The sequence below is a fragment of the Actinomadura mexicana genome (assembly GCF_900188105.1).
In the GTDB taxonomy this organism is placed as follows: domain Bacteria; phylum Actinomycetota; class Actinomycetes; order Streptosporangiales; family Streptosporangiaceae; genus Spirillospora; species Spirillospora mexicana.
The window spans coordinates 25872-42634 of sequence record NZ_FZNP01000014.1; the positions used below are offsets into that span (position 1 = coordinate 25872).

15 protein-coding genes are annotated in these 16763 nt (G+C 74.2%); 4 read left to right on the top strand and 11 right to left on the bottom strand.

Translation table 11 applies throughout. From position 1 onward, the window contains the following. Positions 1 to 144 precede the first annotated feature (144 nt). Positions 145 to 600, top strand: a complete 456-nt coding sequence (locus CHC11_RS30250; RefSeq protein ID WP_089315269.1) for a peroxiredoxin — start codon at positions 145 to 147, stop codon at positions 598 to 600. A 15-nt stretch (positions 601 to 615) separates the two neighbouring features. Here CHC11_RS30250 and CHC11_RS30255 read toward each other — a convergent pair whose 3' ends face one another. Beyond that, positions 616 to 2256, bottom strand: a complete 1641-nt coding sequence (locus tag CHC11_RS30255) for a CocE/NonD family hydrolase (RefSeq protein WP_342750015.1) — start codon at positions 2254 to 2256, stop codon at positions 616 to 618. A 169-nt stretch (positions 2257 to 2425) separates the two neighbouring features. Here CHC11_RS30255 and CHC11_RS30260 point away from each other — a divergent pair, with 169 nt between their 5' ends. Next, positions 2426 to 3487 carry a mechanosensitive ion channel family protein gene (locus tag CHC11_RS30260; RefSeq protein ID WP_089315271.1) on the top strand — a complete coding sequence of 354 codons (1062 nt, stop codon included), beginning with the start codon at positions 2426 to 2428 and terminating at the stop codon, positions 3485 to 3487. On the opposite strand, the gene CHC11_RS30265 is transcribed toward CHC11_RS30260, so the two are convergent. Together CHC11_RS30265 and CHC11_RS30270 are read right to left on the bottom strand one after the other, a co-directional pair. Further along, complete coding sequence (locus CHC11_RS30265) at positions 3477 to 4718, bottom strand: alpha/beta hydrolase family protein (RefSeq protein WP_218826313.1); 1242 nt, start codon at positions 4716 to 4718, stop codon at positions 3477 to 3479. The two genes, CHC11_RS30260 and CHC11_RS30265, sit on opposite strands and share 11 nt — an antisense overlap. Positions 4719 to 4787: 69 nt before the next feature. After that, positions 4788 to 5474 (bottom strand): TetR/AcrR family transcriptional regulator, encoded by a 687-nt coding sequence (locus tag CHC11_RS30270; RefSeq protein WP_218826314.1) that lies wholly within the window; start codon positions 5472 to 5474, stop codon positions 4788 to 4790. Between the two features lie 107 nt (positions 5475 to 5581). On the opposite strand from CHC11_RS30270, the gene CHC11_RS30275 reads away from it, so the two are divergent. Next, complete coding sequence (locus tag CHC11_RS30275; protein ID WP_245919958.1) at positions 5582 to 7012, top strand: MFS transporter; 1431 nt, start codon at positions 5582 to 5584, stop codon at positions 7010 to 7012. Positions 7013 to 7016: 4 nt separating this feature from the next. Here CHC11_RS30275 and CHC11_RS43710 read toward each other — a convergent pair whose 3' ends face one another. From CHC11_RS43710 to CHC11_RS30315, 7 genes are all read right to left on the bottom strand, one after another. Next, entirely contained in the window at positions 7017 to 7865 is an 849-nt protein-coding gene (locus tag CHC11_RS43710; protein WP_342750016.1) for an ATP-binding protein, read from the bottom strand. A gap of 62 nt (positions 7866 to 7927) precedes the next feature. Next, complete coding sequence (locus CHC11_RS30290; RefSeq protein ID WP_089315274.1) at positions 7928 to 8617, bottom strand: lysophospholipid acyltransferase family protein; 690 nt, start codon at positions 8615 to 8617, stop codon at positions 7928 to 7930. 109 nt (positions 8618 to 8726) lie between these two features. After that, positions 8727 to 9353 carry a GOLPH3/VPS74 family protein gene (locus CHC11_RS30295; RefSeq protein ID WP_089315275.1) on the bottom strand — a complete coding sequence of 209 codons (627 nt, stop codon included), beginning with the start codon at positions 9351 to 9353 and terminating at the stop codon, positions 8727 to 8729. Between the two features lie 2 nt (positions 9354 to 9355). Continuing rightward, complete coding sequence (locus CHC11_RS30300; protein WP_089315276.1) at positions 9356 to 9598, bottom strand: type II toxin-antitoxin system antitoxin; 243 nt, start codon at positions 9596 to 9598, stop codon at positions 9356 to 9358. A gap of 12 nt (positions 9599 to 9610) precedes the next feature. Beyond that, a complete protein-coding gene (locus tag CHC11_RS30305; RefSeq protein ID WP_425427364.1) occupies positions 9611 to 10549 on the bottom strand; it encodes an SPFH domain-containing protein in 939 nt (312 codons plus the stop codon). 102 nt (positions 10550 to 10651) lie between these two features. After that, positions 10652 to 12190: an MFS transporter gene (locus CHC11_RS30310; RefSeq protein WP_089315277.1), complete on the bottom strand. Its 1539-nt coding sequence runs from the start codon at positions 12188 to 12190 to the stop codon at positions 10652 to 10654. A gap of 68 nt (positions 12191 to 12258) precedes the next feature. Further along, positions 12259 to 15345: an AfsR/SARP family transcriptional regulator gene (locus CHC11_RS30315; protein WP_179279081.1), complete on the bottom strand. Its 3087-nt coding sequence runs from the start codon at positions 15343 to 15345 to the stop codon at positions 12259 to 12261. A 51-nt stretch (positions 15346 to 15396) separates the two neighbouring features. Here CHC11_RS30315 and CHC11_RS30320 point away from each other — a divergent pair, with 51 nt between their 5' ends. Then, on the top strand, positions 15397 to 15804 hold the full coding sequence (locus tag CHC11_RS30320; RefSeq protein WP_089315279.1) for a limonene-1,2-epoxide hydrolase family protein: 408 nt from the start codon (positions 15397 to 15399) through the stop codon (positions 15802 to 15804). A gap of 49 nt (positions 15805 to 15853) precedes the next feature. Here CHC11_RS30320 and CHC11_RS30325 read toward each other — a convergent pair whose 3' ends face one another. Continuing rightward, entirely contained in the window at positions 15854 to 16402 is a 549-nt protein-coding gene (locus tag CHC11_RS30325) for a hypothetical protein (RefSeq protein WP_143227378.1), read from the bottom strand. Positions 16403 to 16763 lie beyond the last annotated feature (361 nt).

The window sequence follows — 16763 nt, forward strand, 5'->3', positions numbered from 1 at the left end:
GCTTTCTTCCGATCGATGACGAACCGCTCCGGCACGTGGCGTGCGGCTCCCGCCTGTTCCGCGGCAGGTTCCGGCGCGGGTTCCGCGCCCGCGGGGCACCGGGCCGCCGGGGACGCCGCGGCCCTGCTCGGCTAGGTTCGACCCATGAAACCCGGTGACGTCGTCGACGACTTCGAACTCCCCGACGAGACGGGCGAACCCCGCACCCTGACCGGCCTGCTGGCCGAGGGCCCGGTGGTCCTGTTCTTCTACCCGGCGGCCATGACCCCCGGCTGCACCGCCGAGGCCTGCCACTTCCGCGACGTGGTGGCCGAGCTCGCGGAGGCGGGCGCCCACCCGGTGGGCATCAGCGCCGACCCGGTCGGCAAGCAGAAGGAGTTCGCCGACAGGCACTCGCTCGGCTACCCGCTGCTGTCCGACCCGTCCGGCGAGGTCCGCGCGCGCTTCGGCGTCAAGCGCTCCGTGGCCCTCATGCCGACCAAGCGCCGGACCTTCGTCATCGACACCGACCGCCGCGTCCTCGCGGTCGTCAAGAGCGAGGTCCGCATGAACAGCCACGCGGACAAGGCCCTGGAGGCCCTCAGGGCCCGCCGCGGCTGACCCGCCGCGCGCCGTTCAGCCGACGATCGGCAGGGTGATCGCCGACGGGTGGCCGGGGGCGTGGAAGATCTCCTGGTCGGCGGTGAGCATCTCGGTGGCGCCGCCGATGGGGGCGCCGGTGCCGGGGTTGCGGGCCACCCGGGGGTAGGCGCCGCTGGCGACCTGCACGCGGACGCGGTGCCCGCGCCGGAAGCGGTGGCCGACCGGCCAGAGCTCGACGGCGACGCGGCGGACGCCGTCGGCCCCGGGCTCCGGGGTGCCGGGGACGAGGCGGCGCATGCCCTCGCACAGGTTGAGGGACTCGCCCTCGGGGGTGACGTCGCAGAGCCGCACCACGAAGTCGGTGTGGTCGCGGTTCGAGCGGACGTGCAGGTCGGCGGTGACCGGGCCGATGACCTCCAGGTCCTCGTCCAGGACGCCCGAGGTGTAGGTCAGCACGTCCCGGCGGCGCTCCAGGCGCTTCTGGTCGGTGGACGGGTGCGTGTCGCCGAGCAGGGTGGGCCCGCCGAGAAAGGGCGTGGGGTGGTTCGGGTCGTAGCGGTAGGCGTCGGGATCGGACTCCGGGGGCTCGCCCGGGGACAGGGCGCCCGCCGGGTGCAGGTGCCAGCGCTCCTCGCGCATGCCGGGGACGGGCCAGTCGGGGAACTCGCGCCACTCGTCCGCGCCGGTGACGAAGATCCGGACGGGCTGCGCGCGCAGGCCGGACGGGTCGTCCAGCAGGTGGGCGCGGAACCACGCGATGGCGTCGGCGACCGAGCCGCGCATCATGCGCTGGTCGGCGTGGAACCAGGGGCCGATCGTCAGGTAGGGCCGCCGGCCGGCGGCGCGCAGGGCCGCGTAGTCCTTCATCTGCCAGGGCAGGAAGATGTCGTACCAGCCGCCCGTCATGTTCACCGGCGCGGTGACCTGTGACACGGTGGTGCTGAAGTCGCGCTTGTCCCAGAACGGGGTGTCGGGGCCGTTGACGAGGAGGTCCTGGAAGAAGCGCTGCTGCTCGCCGGTCGCGAGCCGGTCGAGTTCGGCCAGCGGGCGTCCCGACAGGGTGGCGCGGCGGGCGCGGCGCGGCGACATGATGCCGGTCGTGATGCCCGACAGGGAGCTCTTCATCCGCGCGGTCAGGTCGACCCAGATGAGCGCCGACTCCAGCGCAAAGGTGCCGCCGACGTTGACGGCCTCCCGGAAGGTGGACGCCGTGACCTGCATCGACAGCGCCTTCAGCTCGGGTCCGGCCTCGGCGGCGACGGCCCACTGGACGTAGCCGAGGTAGCTCGGTCCGTGCATGGCGAACGTGCCGCCGAACCACGGCTGCGACGTCAGCCACTCGATGGTGGCCAGGCCGTCCTCCCGCTCGTCCAGCGCCTCGAAGACGCCACCGGACCCGAAGCCGCCGCGCACGCTCTGCACGACGGCCTGGAACCCGTGCGAGGCGAACCCCTGACCGCACATGAGGCCGAACGGCCCGCGCCGCCCGTAGGGCGAGCGGACCAGCACCGTCGGCGCCCTCTCGACGCCGGCGGGGGAGTACCGGTCGGCCAGCAGCGTCACGCCGTCGGCGGCCGGCACCTCCAGGTCCCGCTCGACCGTCACCCGGTGGGGGCCGTTCCGCAATCCCAGCGCCGTGACCCCGAGCCGGCGCATCATTCCCACGCCTACCACTCGATCGATCGTAATGGGCAGGTCGCCGGGCCCTGGAGCCAGATGTGCCGTGATGTGCCTCGCAGTGCCTCGGGACTTCACTACGATCAGGGACTCGTAACACGCAAAACGGATATTTCAGCGGGCGGTGCCGTGCCTCCCGCCGGACAGAGGAGGAATCTTCCGCGCCATGGCAGACCTGGGCGATCTGAGCTGGCATCGGGTTGTGGGAGCCGCCGCCGTACTGGTGGTCGCGGTCGGGATCGCGGTGATCCTGCGGCTGCTGACCGGCCGGCTCTTCCGGCGCGCGGGCGACACCCGGTGGGCGTGGGACGACCTGGCCGCCCGCCTGGTCAAGGACCTGGCGGTGCCCGTCTCGGTGCTGCTCGGCCTCTGGGGCGCGGCCAGGGTGCTGGACCTGCCCCGGGGCACGCTGGACGTGACCGCGAAGGTGCTCACGGCCGCCGCCATCCTCTTCGTCTCGCTGGCGATCTCACGGCTGATCGCGGGCTCGGTCACCTCGATCGCGATGGTCCGGCAGGGCGTCGCGGCCAATGTGACGATCTTCGCCAACATCACCCGGGTCCTGGTGATCGGCGTCGGCGTCCTGGTGATGCTGCAGAGCCTCGGGATCTCGATCTCGCCGCTGCTCGGCGCCCTGGGCGTGGGCGGTCTCGCGGTGGCGCTCGCCCTGCAGGACACGCTGGCCAACCTCTTCGCGGGTGTGCACGTCCTGGCGTCCAAGACGATCGAGCCCGGTGAGTACATCAAGCTGAGCAGCGGCCAGGAGGGGTACGTCGTCGACATCAACTGGCGCTACACCTCCATCCGGACGCTGTCGGACAACATCGAGGTCATCCCGAACCAGCGGTTCTCCGACACGATCCTCACCAACTACCACCGCCCCGCGCAGGACATGTCGCTGCTGATCCAGGGGCGCGTGGCCTACGAGAGCGACCTGGAGCGCGTCGAGAACGTGGTCGTCGAGGTCGGCCAGGAGGTCATGAACGAGGTGAAGGGCGGGGTGAAGGACGCCACGACGCTCGTGCGCTTCCACACCTTCGGTGACTCGTCGATCGGTTTCACCGTGATCCTGCGGACCGACGAGTTCGACGACCAGTTCCGCCTGAAGCACGAGTTCGTCAAGCGGCTGCACCGCCGCTTCGCCAAGGAGGGCATCGAGATGCCCTACCCCCGCCGCCAGCTCATCCTGCCCGACGGCGAGGGCGCGCACGGCCTGGTCAGCGGATGAACCGGACGTCGGGGAAGCGGGGCGACGGGCGGTCGAGGACCGGGCGGTGCCGTCCGAGCAGCGCCCGGTCGAAGAACGCGGTGACGTAGGCCCGCACCGACGCCGTCATCCGCTCCGGGTCGACCGTCCCGATGAGGGCGGCGCGGTCCTCGGCGGGGATGTCGAGCTCGGCGTCCAGCGCCGGAAGGAAGGACTGGACGTCGGTGTAGGAGTAGTGGCTCGCGGCGGGCACGTTGAGGTCGCGCTTCCAGCCGGTCGAGCGGCTCCAGAACGACCCCCAGGACGGGCTCGTCCGGTGCGTCTGCGGGGAGCCGCCCGTGGCGGCCCCCATCAGCATGAACGCGCGGTCGAGCCCCGTCTCGGCGACCCGCACGAGGTCGTCGGCCGCGTACTGCATGGTGCCGTCCATGTCGATGCCCGCGTCCACCCGCCGGTCGGTGCGCATGGCCTCGGCCGCCTCGATGCCGCCCGCGGAGTGCCCGACCATGCCGACCCGGGACAGGTCGAGGGTCCGTCCGAGGCCGCTCGGCAGGGCACGTCCCTCGGCGTCGGGGTTGCGGCCGGCGCGCAGGGCGGCGAGCCGGTCGAGGACCAGGCGGGTGTCCTTCACGCGCGCGTCCAGCGCGGTCTTCAGCCGCTGCGGCCCCTGCGGGGGCAGGCGCTGCGGCTCGACCCGCCCGCCGGGGAACTCGACCGGGGCCGTCTCGTAGGTGTGGTCCACGGTCACCACCACGTACCCGCGGCTGGCCAGCTCCTCGGCGATCGTGGTGCCGAGCGCGCGCGGGACGCCGAACCCGGGCGAGTACAGGACGACGGGCCGCGCGCGCCGCGCGTCCGCGGGGGCGCCCTCGGCGGCATGGGTCCGGGCGCCCGCCCAGTCGACCGTCCCGGCCTTGAACACGCCTAGCGCGTCAGCCGCCGAAAGCGCCTTCGCGACTCCGGGACGCAGGTACGGCGCGGGCCGCCCGGAGCCCCGGGCGGCCGGATACCAGACGCTGACCATCAGCTCGCGCGTCCGGCCGGGCACCCACGGGTCGGCGCGTCCGGCGTCCGCGAGGTGCAGCTCGGTCGTCCCGACGGCCTGGTGCGGGCCCGTGGGACGGGGCAGTTCAAACGCGGCGGGCGCGGCGGCGGCGGTCTTCGTCGCGTGGGCGGAGGTGCCGCACGCGGACAGGGTCAGGGGCAGGACGGCCGCTGCCGCGAGCAGGCGGCGGGGTGCAGGTGATCGCATTCCCCCAGCCTTCCGGCCGCGGACCGCTCACGATCATGGTCGAACGGCCGCCGCGCACCCCGACTTTCGTCAGGGGCGCACGATCGGCATGAGGACCTCGTCGACGAGCGAGGCCAGGTCGTCGTCGGTGATCGGGCCGCCCTCGGTGAGGTTGCGGTACACCATCACGGCCGGGCCCACGTCCGCGATCTGCCGGGTCACGGCGCCGGGCCGGACCTCCCCGCGCGCGGCGGCCTCGCGGAGCGCCTCGTAGAGCAGGTCGCGGACGGGCTTGGACAGCCGGTCGCGCACGACGTCGTGGATGAGGCCGACGCCCTCCTCGCTCTCCTCCTTCAGCACCCGGAACGCCGCGCCGCGGCAGGCGATCAGCGTGTCGCGCAGGCACCGCAGGATCCGCAGCAGGTCCTCGCGCACCGAACCGGTCGCCGGCGCGGTCGGCGGCTCGGGCAGGACGTGCTTGAGCGCATCGGTGATCAGCTCGTTCTTGGACCGCCAGCGCCGGTAGAGGGCGGCCTTTCCGGTGCGGGCGCCGGCGGCGACGCCCTCCATGGTCAGCCCGCGGTAGCCGACGGCCTCCAGCTGGGCGAACACGGCGTCGAAGATCGCGGCCTCCAGGTCGCCGCCGCGGCGGCGGGTCGCCGGAGGCCCCGGGTCGGCCGATGGCCCCGGGTAGGCGGAAGGCTCAGGGTCGGCGGAAGGCCCCGGGCCGGCGGAAGGCCCCGGGTCGGCCGGGGGACCGGAGTTCGCACGGGTCACGGCACGATCCCGAAAATAGTGAACGCTAGCGTTCTCTTTCGCGCGCATCGGTGGTACGTTCCCCACATAGTGTACTTCGCCGTTCCTTATTTCTGGGAAGGTTCGCCTTGACCGCAGCCAGCGGGCGGACGGCCGGGCCCCGGGAGTCGACACCTCCCGGACCGGCCGCACCGCCCCTCCATCATCGTGCAGGAACCGTCCTCGCCGTCATCGTCGGCTGCCAGCTCATGATCGGCCTGGACACCTCCGTCGTCACCATCGCGCTCCCGGACGTCCGGGCCGGGCTCGGCCTGACCACCGGGGGCCTCGCCTGGATCCAGAACTCCTACATGCTCGCATTCGGCGGCCTGCTCCTGCTCGGCGGGCGCGCCGGGGACGTGTTCGGGCGCCGCCGCACCTTCACCGCCGGAATCGTGCTGTTCACCGCCGCGTCCCTGGCTGGCGGGTTCGCGGACGCGGGCTGGTGGCTGCTGGCCGCCCGCGCCGTCCAGGGCGTCGCCGCCGCCGTCGCCGCGCCGAGCGCGATGGCCCTGATCGCCACGAACTTCGAGGGCGCCGCCCGGGTCCGCGCGCTGAGCGTCTTCTCCGCCGTGACCGGCGCGGGCGCCGCCGTCGGCATGATCGTCGGCGGGGTGCTGACCGAGGCCGGGTCGTGGCGGTGGGTGTTCTTCGTCAACGTGCCGGTCGGCCTGGTCCTGGCGCTGGCCGCACCGCGCGTCCTCACCGAGACGCGGCGCCGCCCCGGCAGCTTCGACGTCCTCGGCGCCGTCGTCTCCACGGCCGGCATGACCGCCCTCGTCTACGCGCTGATCCGGGTCGGGTCGGACGGCTGGGACGACGGCCGGGCGGTCGCGGCGTCCGGGGCGGCGGCGGCGCTGCTGGCCGCCTTCGTCGCCGTCGAGGCCCGCGCCCGCCGCCCGCTCATGCCGCTGTGGCTGCTGACCGGGCGCGACCGGGCCGCGTCCTACCTGACCCAGCTGTGCCTGGCGGCCGCCATGTTCGGCGCGTTCTTCTTCCTCACCCAGTACCTGCAGCAGGTCCTCGGCTACGGGCCGCTGCGCGCCGGTGCCGCGTTCCTGCCCATGGTGGGGATGCAGTTCGCCGTCGTGCGGACCGCGCCGCGCCTGCTGGCACGCGTCGGCGCCCGCCCCCTGGTCATCGCCGGGACGATCCTCCTCGGCGCCGGGCTGCTGTGGCTGTCACGGCTCTCCGCGGGGGACGGCTACGCCGGCGGGCTGCTGGCGCCGTTCGTCCTGATGGGCGCGGGCGGCGGGCTGTCGATCCTCCCCCTGAACGCGACGATCCTGGGCAGCGTCGAGCCGGAGCAGTCCGGCGCGGCGGCCGGGGTCGCCCAGGCCATGCTGTGGTCGGGCGGGTCGCTCGGCTCGGCCGTCATGGTGACGGCCTACGGTTCCGCGGCGTCCGGACGCGGCCTCGCGGACGCCGTCGACGGCATGGACGCGGCGTTCGCGACCGGCGCGGGGTTCGCCGCAGCGTCGCTGCTGGTGGCGCTGCTGGTGCTGCGCGTCCGGCGCTGAGCGCTCACGCGGGCGGGGGAGCGACCTTCTCGAACCACGCGAGCAGCTCGGTGTCGCCGACCAGCCGCGCCGTGTCGGCGGCCGACGGCGACCCCGCCCGCGGGTCGGCCCCCGCCTCCAGCAGGACCCGCACGACCTCGGTCTCCCGCTTGAACACCGCGCTGGTCAGCGGGCGGTGGCCGCGGTCGTCGGCCCGGTCCGGGTCGGCGCCGCGCATCGCGAGCGCCCGGACGGTCTCCGGGTGCCCGTGGCAGGCGGCGAGCATCAGCAGGGTCTCGCCCCTGTGGTCGGACAGGTTCACCGGCACCCCGTCGTCCACGTGGGAGAGGATCCCCTGGGTGTCCCCGGCCCGGGCCATCTCGAACAGCCGGGCCGCGAGCTCGTCCGAGCCGGGCCGCGAGCCGTCCCCGAGCGGGATCCCGCTGTCGGCGGTGAGGAGCCCGCCCAGGCTGTCCTCCCCGTAGGACAGGCGCTTCTCCAGCGCGACCAGCGCCCCGTCCTCGGGGAACGAGGCGAACCGGACGTCGTCGGCCAGCGCCCGCATGATCATCAGGCCGCGCCCGTTCTCCGCGCCCGGATCGGGCAGCGGGACGCGCGCGGCGTCGAAGCCCGCACCCGAGTCGATCACCTTGATCACGCAGCGCCGGTCCTGGATCATCGCCCGCACGGTGTAGTCCGCCCCGTGCTCGGCGTGCTTGATCACGTTGGTGCACGCCTCGGTCAGCATCATCTCGATGTCGTCGCGGATGTGGCCCTCGACACCGAGCGCGGCCAGTGCCGCGTCCAGAAGCTTGCGCGTCGCCGGAACACTCGCCCCGTCGCGCGGAAGCACGAGGTCCATGGTGATTTCCACATCATCTCCATCCGTCCCCATGAATCGTGCCCAATCGGTCATCTTGAAACATGGGCGGACGGTCACTGCGGCTCGGCGGGCCTCGGCGCGTAGTCGTCCACGTACTCCTGGCCCGACAGCCGCTGGATGGCCTCCATGATCTCATCGGTCACCTGCCGGGCCGCCCGGCCGCGCGGAACGCCCTTGTCCCGGTCCCGGAAGTCCATCGGCGCGCCGATGCGCAGCCCGACCCGTCCCGGCCGCGGGACGGCCTGCCCCCGGGGCTGCACCCGGTCGGTGCCCTCGATCGCCACCGGGACGACGGGCGCCCCGGTCTGCATCGCCAGGCGCGCCACGCCCGTCCGGCCGCGGTAGAGCCGCCCGTCCGGCGACCGCGTCCCCTCGGGGTGGATAGCGAACACGCCGCCGCCCTCCAGCACCGCCGCCGAGGTGTCGAGCGCGTCGAGCGCCGCCCGCCCCCCGGACCGGTCGACCGCGATCGCGCCGACACTGCGGAAGAACGTCGCCGTGACGCGGCCCCTCAGCCCCGCCCCGGTGAAGTACTCGTGCTTGCCGAGGAAGTGGACCCGGCGCGGCACCATCAGCGGCAGCAGGAACGAGTCGAGGAACGCCAGGTGGTTCGCCGCGAGGATCACCGGACCGATCCGCGGGACGTGCCGCAGGCCGTGCACGCTCGGCAGGAAGGCCAGGCGCATCGCGGGTCCCATGACCACGTGCTTCATGAGGGGATAGATCAGGCGTTCGGGGTCCATGTCCGAGCAGGCTATGGTGCGCGCCGCCCTGCCGCCGTTGGTGCCCGATACAAGTTCGGCGCCCCGGACCTTGTAGGGATCCGCACTTGCCTCCGGCCGCTCCGGTCGGTCAGCCACTCGCCATGGCCGCCTTCTTCTGGCGGATCACCTTCTTGACCGCCGGCGCCGCCGGCCCCGTCCGCGCCGTCAGCTCCTCGATCCGCCGCCGGTGCCGCCGCCCGTCCCGCCCCGGCAGGACGCTCTTCAGCCCGCCCGCCGCCGCCAGCGCCACCGCCGCGGCGTCGTAGCTGTTCACATGGGCCACCGGACGCCCCCGCAGCGCCGACGACGCCCCGCCCCACAGCGCCTTCACCACCCGCGGGTCCTTCACCGCCACCTCCCGGCGGGGGACCAACCCGAGCACCCGGCGCGAGCGGACCCGGATCCAGCCGCCGCGCACCAGCTCGTCGCGGACCGCCGCCACGATCGGCCGGGCGTCCTTGCGCACCCAGTGCCGCCACGACCGGGGCCGCGACGCCGCGATCTGCGCCAGCACCCCGTACGGGTCGTCGCCCGGCGTCCCCGGGACGGGCCCGCGCCGCTCATCGCCGAGCCGCCCGTCCAGGTACAGCTCGGTCAGGGCCGCGGCGCGCAGCACGTAGCCGAGCCGCGCGCCGCCGCTGGTCATCCGCTGCTTGCGCAGGTCGTACGCCAGCAGGTACATCCGCGCCGGCAGCGACTCCGGAACCTCGACCATCGCTAGTCCTCGCCCCCGCCGTCCGGCGGGTTCCCCTCGTCCTCGTCGTTCCGGGTCTTGCGCGGCCGTCCGGGCCCTCGCATCCGTCCCGCCGACCCGGGCATCCGCCCCGCGTCCGCGAGCGCCTTGCGCAGCAGGAACTCGATCTGCGCGTTGGTGCTGCGCAGCTCGTCCGCGGCCCACCGCGCCAGCGCGTCGTGCACGGCCGGGTCCAGCCGCAGCAATATCTTCTTGCGCTCCGCCACTGGTCGCGGCGGTCACTGGTAGAGCGAGCCGGTGTTGAGCACCGGCTGGGCGTCGCGGTCGGCGCACAGCACCACCAGCAGATTGCTGACCATCGCCGCCTTGCGCTCCTCGTCCAGGTCCACCACGTTCTCCTCCTCCAGCCGGTCGAGCGCGAGCTGGACCATGCCGACCGCGCCCTCCACGATCCGCTGCCGCGCCGCCACCACCGCGCCGGCCTGCTGGCGGCGCAGCATCGCCTGCGCGATCTCCGGCGCGTACGCCAGCCCGGTGATCCGCGACTCGACGATCCGCACGCCGGCGGACGCCACCCGCAGCGCCAGCTCGTCCGACAGCTGCCCGGTGATCTCGTCGGCGTTGTCGCGCAGCGACGTCCGGTCATGGGCGTCGTAGGGGAAGCTGCCCGCGATGTGCCGGACGGCCGCCTCGGTCTGGAACGCCACGAACTCCACGAAGTCGTCCACCTCGAACACGGCCCTCGCGGTGTCGGCCACCTGCCACACCACCACCGCCGAGATCTCGATCGGGTTCCCGTCCAGGTCGTTGACCTTCGCCAGCCCGGTCTCGTGGTTGCGGATCCGGGTCGAGACCTTGCGCCGCTCCGTCAGCGGGTTCACCCACCGCAGCCCGTCGTTGCGGACGGTCCCCTTGTAGCGCCCGAGAAGCTGCAGCACCCGCGCCTCGCCGGGCGCCACCGGGGTCAGCCCCGCCGCGACGACCAGCCCGGCCAGCGCAAGCAGCGACCCGGTGACCGCGCCCGCCGCGACGGCGACGACTCCTCCCGCCGCCACCCCGCCGAGCGCCGCCGCCGCCCCGGCCGCGATCAGCGCCACCGCGACCCCGAGCATCCTCCAGCCGCTCCGGTCCGCCGCCGCTCGCTCCGTGATCTTCGGCCGTGGCATGTCCACCTTCGCCGCCGCGTCCACCATGCCGTCCTCCCGGTCCCGTGCCATTACCGATATAGCAAAGTGATATCACATAAATTTTGGACAGACCACCGCGATATGCCCGAGACGGCCGTGGTCCCGCCAGGGGCCCGGGCGGGACCACGGTGGTCAGGGGGCGGAGACGAGTTCCGGCTCCTCGGTGTCGGGGATGAGTTTGGGGACGTTGCGGAGGGTGACCAGGGCGAAGACCGCGACCAGGACGGCGAGGCCGGCGCTGCAGGTGAGGGCGGCGTGCATGCCGTCCACGAAGGCCTCGCGCGCGGCGGCGGTGACCTGGGCGCCGAGCGCCGCGGGCAGGTTCGCGGCGGCCTGGAGCGCGCCGCCGAGGGAGTCGCGGGCGGCGGACGCGGCCGGGGCCGGGACGCCGGCGGGCAGGTCCATGACGCTCCGGTACACCGCGTTCAGCACACTGCCGAGGACGGCCATGCCGAGCGCGCCGCCGAGCTCGGTGGCCGTCTCGGAGATCGCGGACGCCGCGCCGGAGCGGTCCTTCGGGACCGACGCGAGGACGGTGTCGGCGGTGACCGTCATCGCCAGGCCCATCCCGATGCCCGACAGCAGCATCGCCGGGACCATCGCCCAGTAGGAGGTGTGCAGGCCGAACGTCAGGAAGAGGGCGAAGCCGCCGGCCGAGAGCACCATGCCCGCCGCCACGACCCGGGCGCGGCCGAGCGCGTTGATGAGCGGCGGGGCGAGCGCGGCGCCGCCGATCATGGCGCCCACGGCGCCGGGCAGGCCCGCCAGGCCCGCCCGCAGCGGCGACCAGCCGAGCGCGAGCTGGAAGAACAGCGAGAAGATCAGCGACTGGGCGACCAGGGTGAACATCGCGAACATGTTGGTGCCGACCGACCCGGAGAACGCGGCGCGGCGGAACAGCCGGATGTCGATGAGCGGCTCGGCCACCCGTCCCTGCCGGACCAGGAACGCGACCAGCGAGAGCGCGCCGACCAGCGCCGAGACGGGGACCGCGGGCTCGTCCACGCCGTGCGCGGCGGCCTCCTTGACCGCGTAGACGAGGCCGAGGACGCCGGCGACCGACAGCGGCACGCTGATCAGGTCGAGGCGGCCCGGGACGGGCCCCCGGGACTCGGGCAGCACGAGCGCGCCGGCGACGCACGCCACCGCCATCAGCGGCACGTTGATCAAGAAGACGGATCCCCACCAGAAGTGGTCGAGCAGGGCGCCGCCGACGACGGGCCCGAGCCCGACCGCGAGCCCGGCGACGCCGCTGAACGCCCCGACCGCCATCGTCCGCTCCTTCGGCTCGGTGAACGCGCGCCGGAGAAGGGACAGGCAGGACGGCATCAGCGTCGCCCCCGCGACCCCGAGCAGCGCGCGGGCCGCGATCAGCAGTTCGGCGCTCGGCGCGTAGGCGGTCACGGCGGACGCGGCGGCGAACACCGCCGTCCCGATCAGCAGCAGCTTCTTGTGGCCGATGCGGTCGCCGACGCCGCCCATGGTGATCAGCAGGCCGGCGAGCGCGAACCCGTAGGCGTCGGCGATCCACAGGATCTGCGTGCCGGAGGGGTGCAGGTCGGCGGACAGGTGCGGGACGGCCTGGTTCAGCGCGGTCAGGTCGATGTTCGGCACGAGCGCGACGAGCAGGCATATCGCGAAGGTGCTCCATTTGCGGGCTGACGAGTTCATGCCCGGGAGGTTCGCGCGGCGCGCTGACCGTCGGCGCACCGTCCGCTGACGGCGGCGCCGGGGGACGGTCAGCCGCCGGTGAGCAGGGCGAAGGCCTGGTCGCGGGGGAGGGCCGCCGCCCGGGCGAAGGCCGCCGCGCGGGCGTCCTCGTCCGGCAGGGCACGGACCTGGGCGACGACGCGCTCGGTGTCGGGGTCGCCGGACACCGTCACGCCCCGCAGCGCCCGGCCCGCGCCGAGCAGCAGCGCCGCGCGCTCCCCGTCGCCCTCCCGGGCGGCCAGGCCCGCCAGCGCGGTCGCCGCGTCCGCCTGGTAACTGAAGATCGGGTGGTCGAACGACATGTCCACGGCCTCGCGCAGCAGCGCCCGGGCCCGTCCGGCGTCGCCCTCGTCCGCCGCGAGCCACCCCAGCCCGACCAGCGCCGCGCCCCGCACGGCGGCGGCGATGAACCGCTCGGAGCCGTAACCGGACAGCGCCGCCTGGTACAGGCGCCGCGCCTCGGCGGCGTCCCCGCGCAGCCGCGCGATCGCGCCGAGCCCCTGGCAGCCCCCGGCGATCTTGTCGGGGGTCCCGGCCCGGCGCGCCAGCTCCATGCCGCGCTCGTAGTCCGCCCGCGCCGCGTCCAGGTCGCCGGCGCGGATGTGCACGAGGGCGCGCTGGTAGAGCAGGTCGGCGGTGTCCTCCAGCGCGCCGAGCCGTCCGACCAGCTCCAGCGCCTCGTCCAGCAGCGCGCGGGCCCGCTCCCGGTCGCCGCGCCAGTCGGCGAGCTGCGCGAGCGGGTCGAGCGAGTTGGCCGTGCCCCAGCGGTCCCCGCACGCCCGGAAACCGCGCACCGCCTCCTCGCACGCCTTCTCCGCCTCGGCCAGGTCGCCGCCGAACTGGGCGAGGAACCCCTCGCTCATCCGCACCAGCGCGCGCGTCCACGGGTCGTCCCCGACCTGCCGTTGGAAGACCTCCAGGTCGGTGCGTTCGGGGCCCGCCGTCAGCGCCCACAGCACGATGACCGCCGGATACCGCACCGGACGGTCGATCCGGCGCAGGAGCTCGGCGGCCCGGTCGAGCCACGCCACCGCGCGCTCACCCGTGGCCCCGCCCGACACCGCGTTCGTGACGCACAGGACGTACTCCTCGTCGAGCCCATCGGGCGGGTCGGTGCCGACCACCTCCAGCAGCTCCAACGCCAGCTGCGCGCCCTCGACGCGTCCCCGCAGCCACCAGTACCACGACAGCAGCGCGATCATCCGCAGCGCCAGTGCCGGATCGGACCGCACGCACCGCCGCAGCGCCGCGTGCAGGTTCCCGTGGTCGGCGGCGAGCAGTTCGAGCCACTCCAGCTGGTCGGCGCCCCGCAGATGGGGCTCCGCGCGCCGGGCCAGCCCGGCGAAGTACCTCGCGTGCGCCCGTTCGAACCGTTCGACCTCACCGGCCGCGGCGAGCCGCTCGGCGCAGAACGCCCGGACGGTGTCGAGCATCCGGTACCGGGACCCGTCGCTCTGCACCAGCGACTTGTCGGCCAGCTCCACCAGCAGCTCGTCGGCGTCGTCCAGCCCGCACACGCCCATCGCCGCCTCCAGCGTGAGCCCCCCGGCGAACACCGTCAGCCGCCGCGCGAGGGTCTGCTCCGCCTCGTCCAGCAGGTCCCAGCTCCACTCCACGACCGCCCGGAGCGTCTGGTGACGCGGCGGTGCGGTCCGGTTGCCGCGCGACAGCAGCCGGAACCGGTCGTCCAGCCGCGTCGCGACCTCCGCCACCGGCAGCGACCGCAGGCGCGCCGCCGCCAGCTCGATCGCCAGCGGCAGCCCGTCCAGCGCCCGGAGGATCCGCAGCACCGCCCCGGCATTGCCCTCGTCCACCGCGAACCCGGGGCGCACCGCCTCGGCCCGGTCCAGGAACAGCCGCACCGCCGGATACCGGGACAGCTCACCGAGCGCCGCGCCCGCGGGCGGGACCTCCAGCGGCGGCAACGGCCGCAACGCCTCACCCGTGATCGCGAGGGCCTCCCGGCTGGTCGCCAGCACCCGCAGCTCCGGGCAGGCGCTCAGCAGCCGGTGCGTCAGCTCCGCGACGGGCGCGACCACATGCTCGCAGTTGTCCATGACGAGCAGGACCTGCCGCCCCTCCAGCGCCGTGACCAGCCGCTCCACCGCGTCCGGCGGCCGCTCGCCCGGCATCGGCAGCATCCCGGCCTCGCGCAGCCCGAGCGCCCCGAGCAGCGCCTTGCCCACCTCGGCCGCGACCACGGGCGCCAGGTCGACGAAGCAGACCTCGCCGCCGTCCCGTGCCGCCGCCTCGATCGCCAGCCGCGTCTTGCCCGCCCCGCCCGGCCCGAGCAGCGTGACGAGCCGCCCGTCCGCGAGCATCCTCCCGACGCGGCGCAGCTCCTCCTCCCGCCCGATGAAGCTCGTGAGCTGCGCCGGCAGGTTCGCCCGGACGGCCGCCGGCGCCTCCCCGCGCAGGATCGCCAGGTGGACGTCCGCCAGCTCCGGCGACGGATCCGCGCCGAGCTCCTCGGCCAGGACCGTGCGCCCGTCCTCGAACACCGCGAGCGCCTCGGCCTGCCGCCCGCTCCGGTGCAGCGCCCGCATGAGCAGCGCCCGCGCCCGCTCCCGCAGCGGCTGCGCGCCCACCAGGTCCCGCAGGGCCGCGACCGCGGCCCCGGGGTCCTCCGCGAGCACCGCCTCGCCGTACGCCTCGACGGCGCAGGCCCGCTCCTCCTCCAGCCGCGCCGCCTGCCCCGCCGCGAAGGGCGCGCCCACATCGGCCAGCGCGGGCCCCCGCCACAGCCCGAGCGCCTCCCTGAGCAGCCGGGCTGCCTCGTGCCGCCCGGCGTCCCTGGCGTCCGCCACGAGCCGCTGGAACCGGTGGACGTCGACGTCCTCCTTCGGCACCGCGATCCGGTACCCGGCGGGCGTCCCCTCCACCAGCCCCGGGTCGCCCAGCCCCCGCCGCAGCCGCGACACCTGCGACTGAAGCGCGTTGGCCGCCCCGCTCGGCGGCTCCTCCCCGTACAGCCCGTCGATGAGCCGCTCGGCCGGGACGAGCCGCCCCGCGTCCAGGAGGAGCATCGCCAGCAACGCCCGGACCAGCGGCCCGCCCACCGGGACGACCGCCCCGTCCGCCGAGACCTCGACGGGTCCCAAGATGCCGAACCGCATGGCCCGATTCTCCCGCACTACGGTGGTTCCACCGACCTCTGGAGGGACGCCATGACCGAGATCCAGATCGTCACCGACTTCCTCGCCGCCCTCGAAGACCTGAACGTCGACCGGGCCCTCGCCCACGCCGCCCCCGGCATGGTCTACCAGAACGTCCCGCTTCCTCCGGCGCGCGGCCTGCCCGCCGTCGAGAAGACCCTGCGCGCCATGACCCGCTACGGCACGGGCTTCGAGGCCCGCGTCCACAACATCGCCGCCACCGGCCCGGTCGTCCTCACCGAACGCACCGACGTCCTGGAGAGGGGCTCCTGGCGCGCCGAGTTCTGGGTCTGCGGCACCTTCGAGGTCCACGACGGCAAGATCACCCTCTGGCGCGACTACTTCGACTGGACGACCTTCCTCGCCGCCTCCGCCAAGGGCCTGCTGACCGCGGCGCTTTCCAGGGCCCGAACGAAGTGATCCCCGGGGCGGCGTGGCCCCGGGGATCGGCGTCAGACCGGCCGGCTCGTCACCGGTCGGTCGAAGTCGGCGTGGCGTCCGGGGAACCCGCGCAGGACGGGTACTCCTTGAACACCATACGGACGGTGTTGGGCCGGCAGGCCTGGAGCACGTCGGTGGAGACGTCCACCTTCCAGACCTCCGAGAGCGGCAGCGCCGTCACGTCCAGCTTCCGGAGGGAATCCTTCTGCGACGTCGCGTACTCCAGGTCGCCCTGGTCCTCGTCCATCGGTGCGAGGACGAGGAACGGACCCTCGTCCCCGTCCTCGAACGCGGCGACGACCTTGCCCGGTCGGACCGGGGTGTCGGACGACTCGGAGGCCGAGGCATCCGGCTGGCTGGTGGACGGCGCCGCGGACGGCTCCGTGGTCATGGTGCTCGCGCCGGTGAAGGAGGGCGTGGGCTGGATGTAGGCGGTCGTCGGGGACGACGGCCGCCCGTTGTCCGAAACCTCCGAGGAACATCCGGCCGCGAAGGCCACGAGCAGGGCCGCCCCACCGAGGACGGACCAGAGGATCTTGCGTGCGGAGGACTTCGGGACACGGAAAGTAAGAAACATGGTTTGTTGCCGGTGGCAGGCCCGACGCGACGCCGGGCACGCGTATGCGCACCGGTCTCCCTTCGGGGAGAACCGTCCGGCCTCCGGCCGCGTTGGCCACCCCTGGTCGGCACGCCTTGAGAACCGCGCGCGGGCGGGTCGCACGCCCCTGCCACGCGTCCGCCCCGTGCGCCCGCGAAGGCCGCTGTGGACGCGGAAGACCGATCCGGCCGACCGGCCGGGCCCCGGCCGTGGTCACCGGCCGGCGTTCACCCGCGCACGCCTTGCCGAGCGAGCCGGGGTCCGGCACGGTGTAGCCCAGCACCCGTGGTGAAGCACGGGCCTCACGCAAACTGGCCGGCGCTCGTGAAGCACGAGCGCC

What these genes read in the sequence shown, in the direction of transcription:
- CHC11_RS30250 (WP_089315269.1), top strand. Translation starts at nt 145, where the DNA reads ATGAAACCCGGTGACGTCGTCGACGACTTCGAACTCCCCGACGAGACG.
- CHC11_RS30260 (WP_089315271.1), top strand. Translation starts at nt 2,426, where the DNA reads ATGGCAGACCTGGGCGATCTGAGCTGGCATCGGGTTGTGGGAGCCGCC.
- CHC11_RS30265 (WP_218826313.1), bottom strand. Translation starts at nt 4,718, where the DNA reads ATGCGATCACCTGCACCCCGCCGCCTGCTCGCGGCAGCGGCCGTCCTG.
- CHC11_RS30290 (WP_089315274.1), bottom strand. Translation starts at nt 8,617, where the DNA reads ATGGACCCCGAACGCCTGATCTATCCCCTCATGAAGCACGTGGTCATG.
- CHC11_RS30295 (WP_089315275.1), bottom strand. Translation starts at nt 9,353, where the DNA reads ATGGTCGAGGTTCCGGAGTCGCTGCCGGCGCGGATGTACCTGCTGGCG.
- CHC11_RS30305 (WP_425427364.1), bottom strand. Translation starts at nt 10,549, where the DNA reads ATGGCACGGGACCGGGAGGACGGCATGGTGGACGCGGCGGCGAAGGTG.
- CHC11_RS30310 (WP_089315277.1), bottom strand. Translation starts at nt 12,190, where the DNA reads ATGAACTCGTCAGCCCGCAAATGGAGCACCTTCGCGATATGCCTGCTC.
- CHC11_RS30315 (WP_179279081.1), bottom strand. Translation starts at nt 15,345, where the DNA reads ATGCGGTTCGGCATCTTGGGACCCGTCGAGGTCTCGGCGGACGGGGCG.
- CHC11_RS30320 (WP_089315279.1), top strand. Translation starts at nt 15,397, where the DNA reads ATGACCGAGATCCAGATCGTCACCGACTTCCTCGCCGCCCTCGAAGAC.
- CHC11_RS30325 (WP_143227378.1), bottom strand. Translation starts at nt 16,402, where the DNA reads ATGTTTCTTACTTTCCGTGTCCCGAAGTCCTCCGCACGCAAGATCCTC.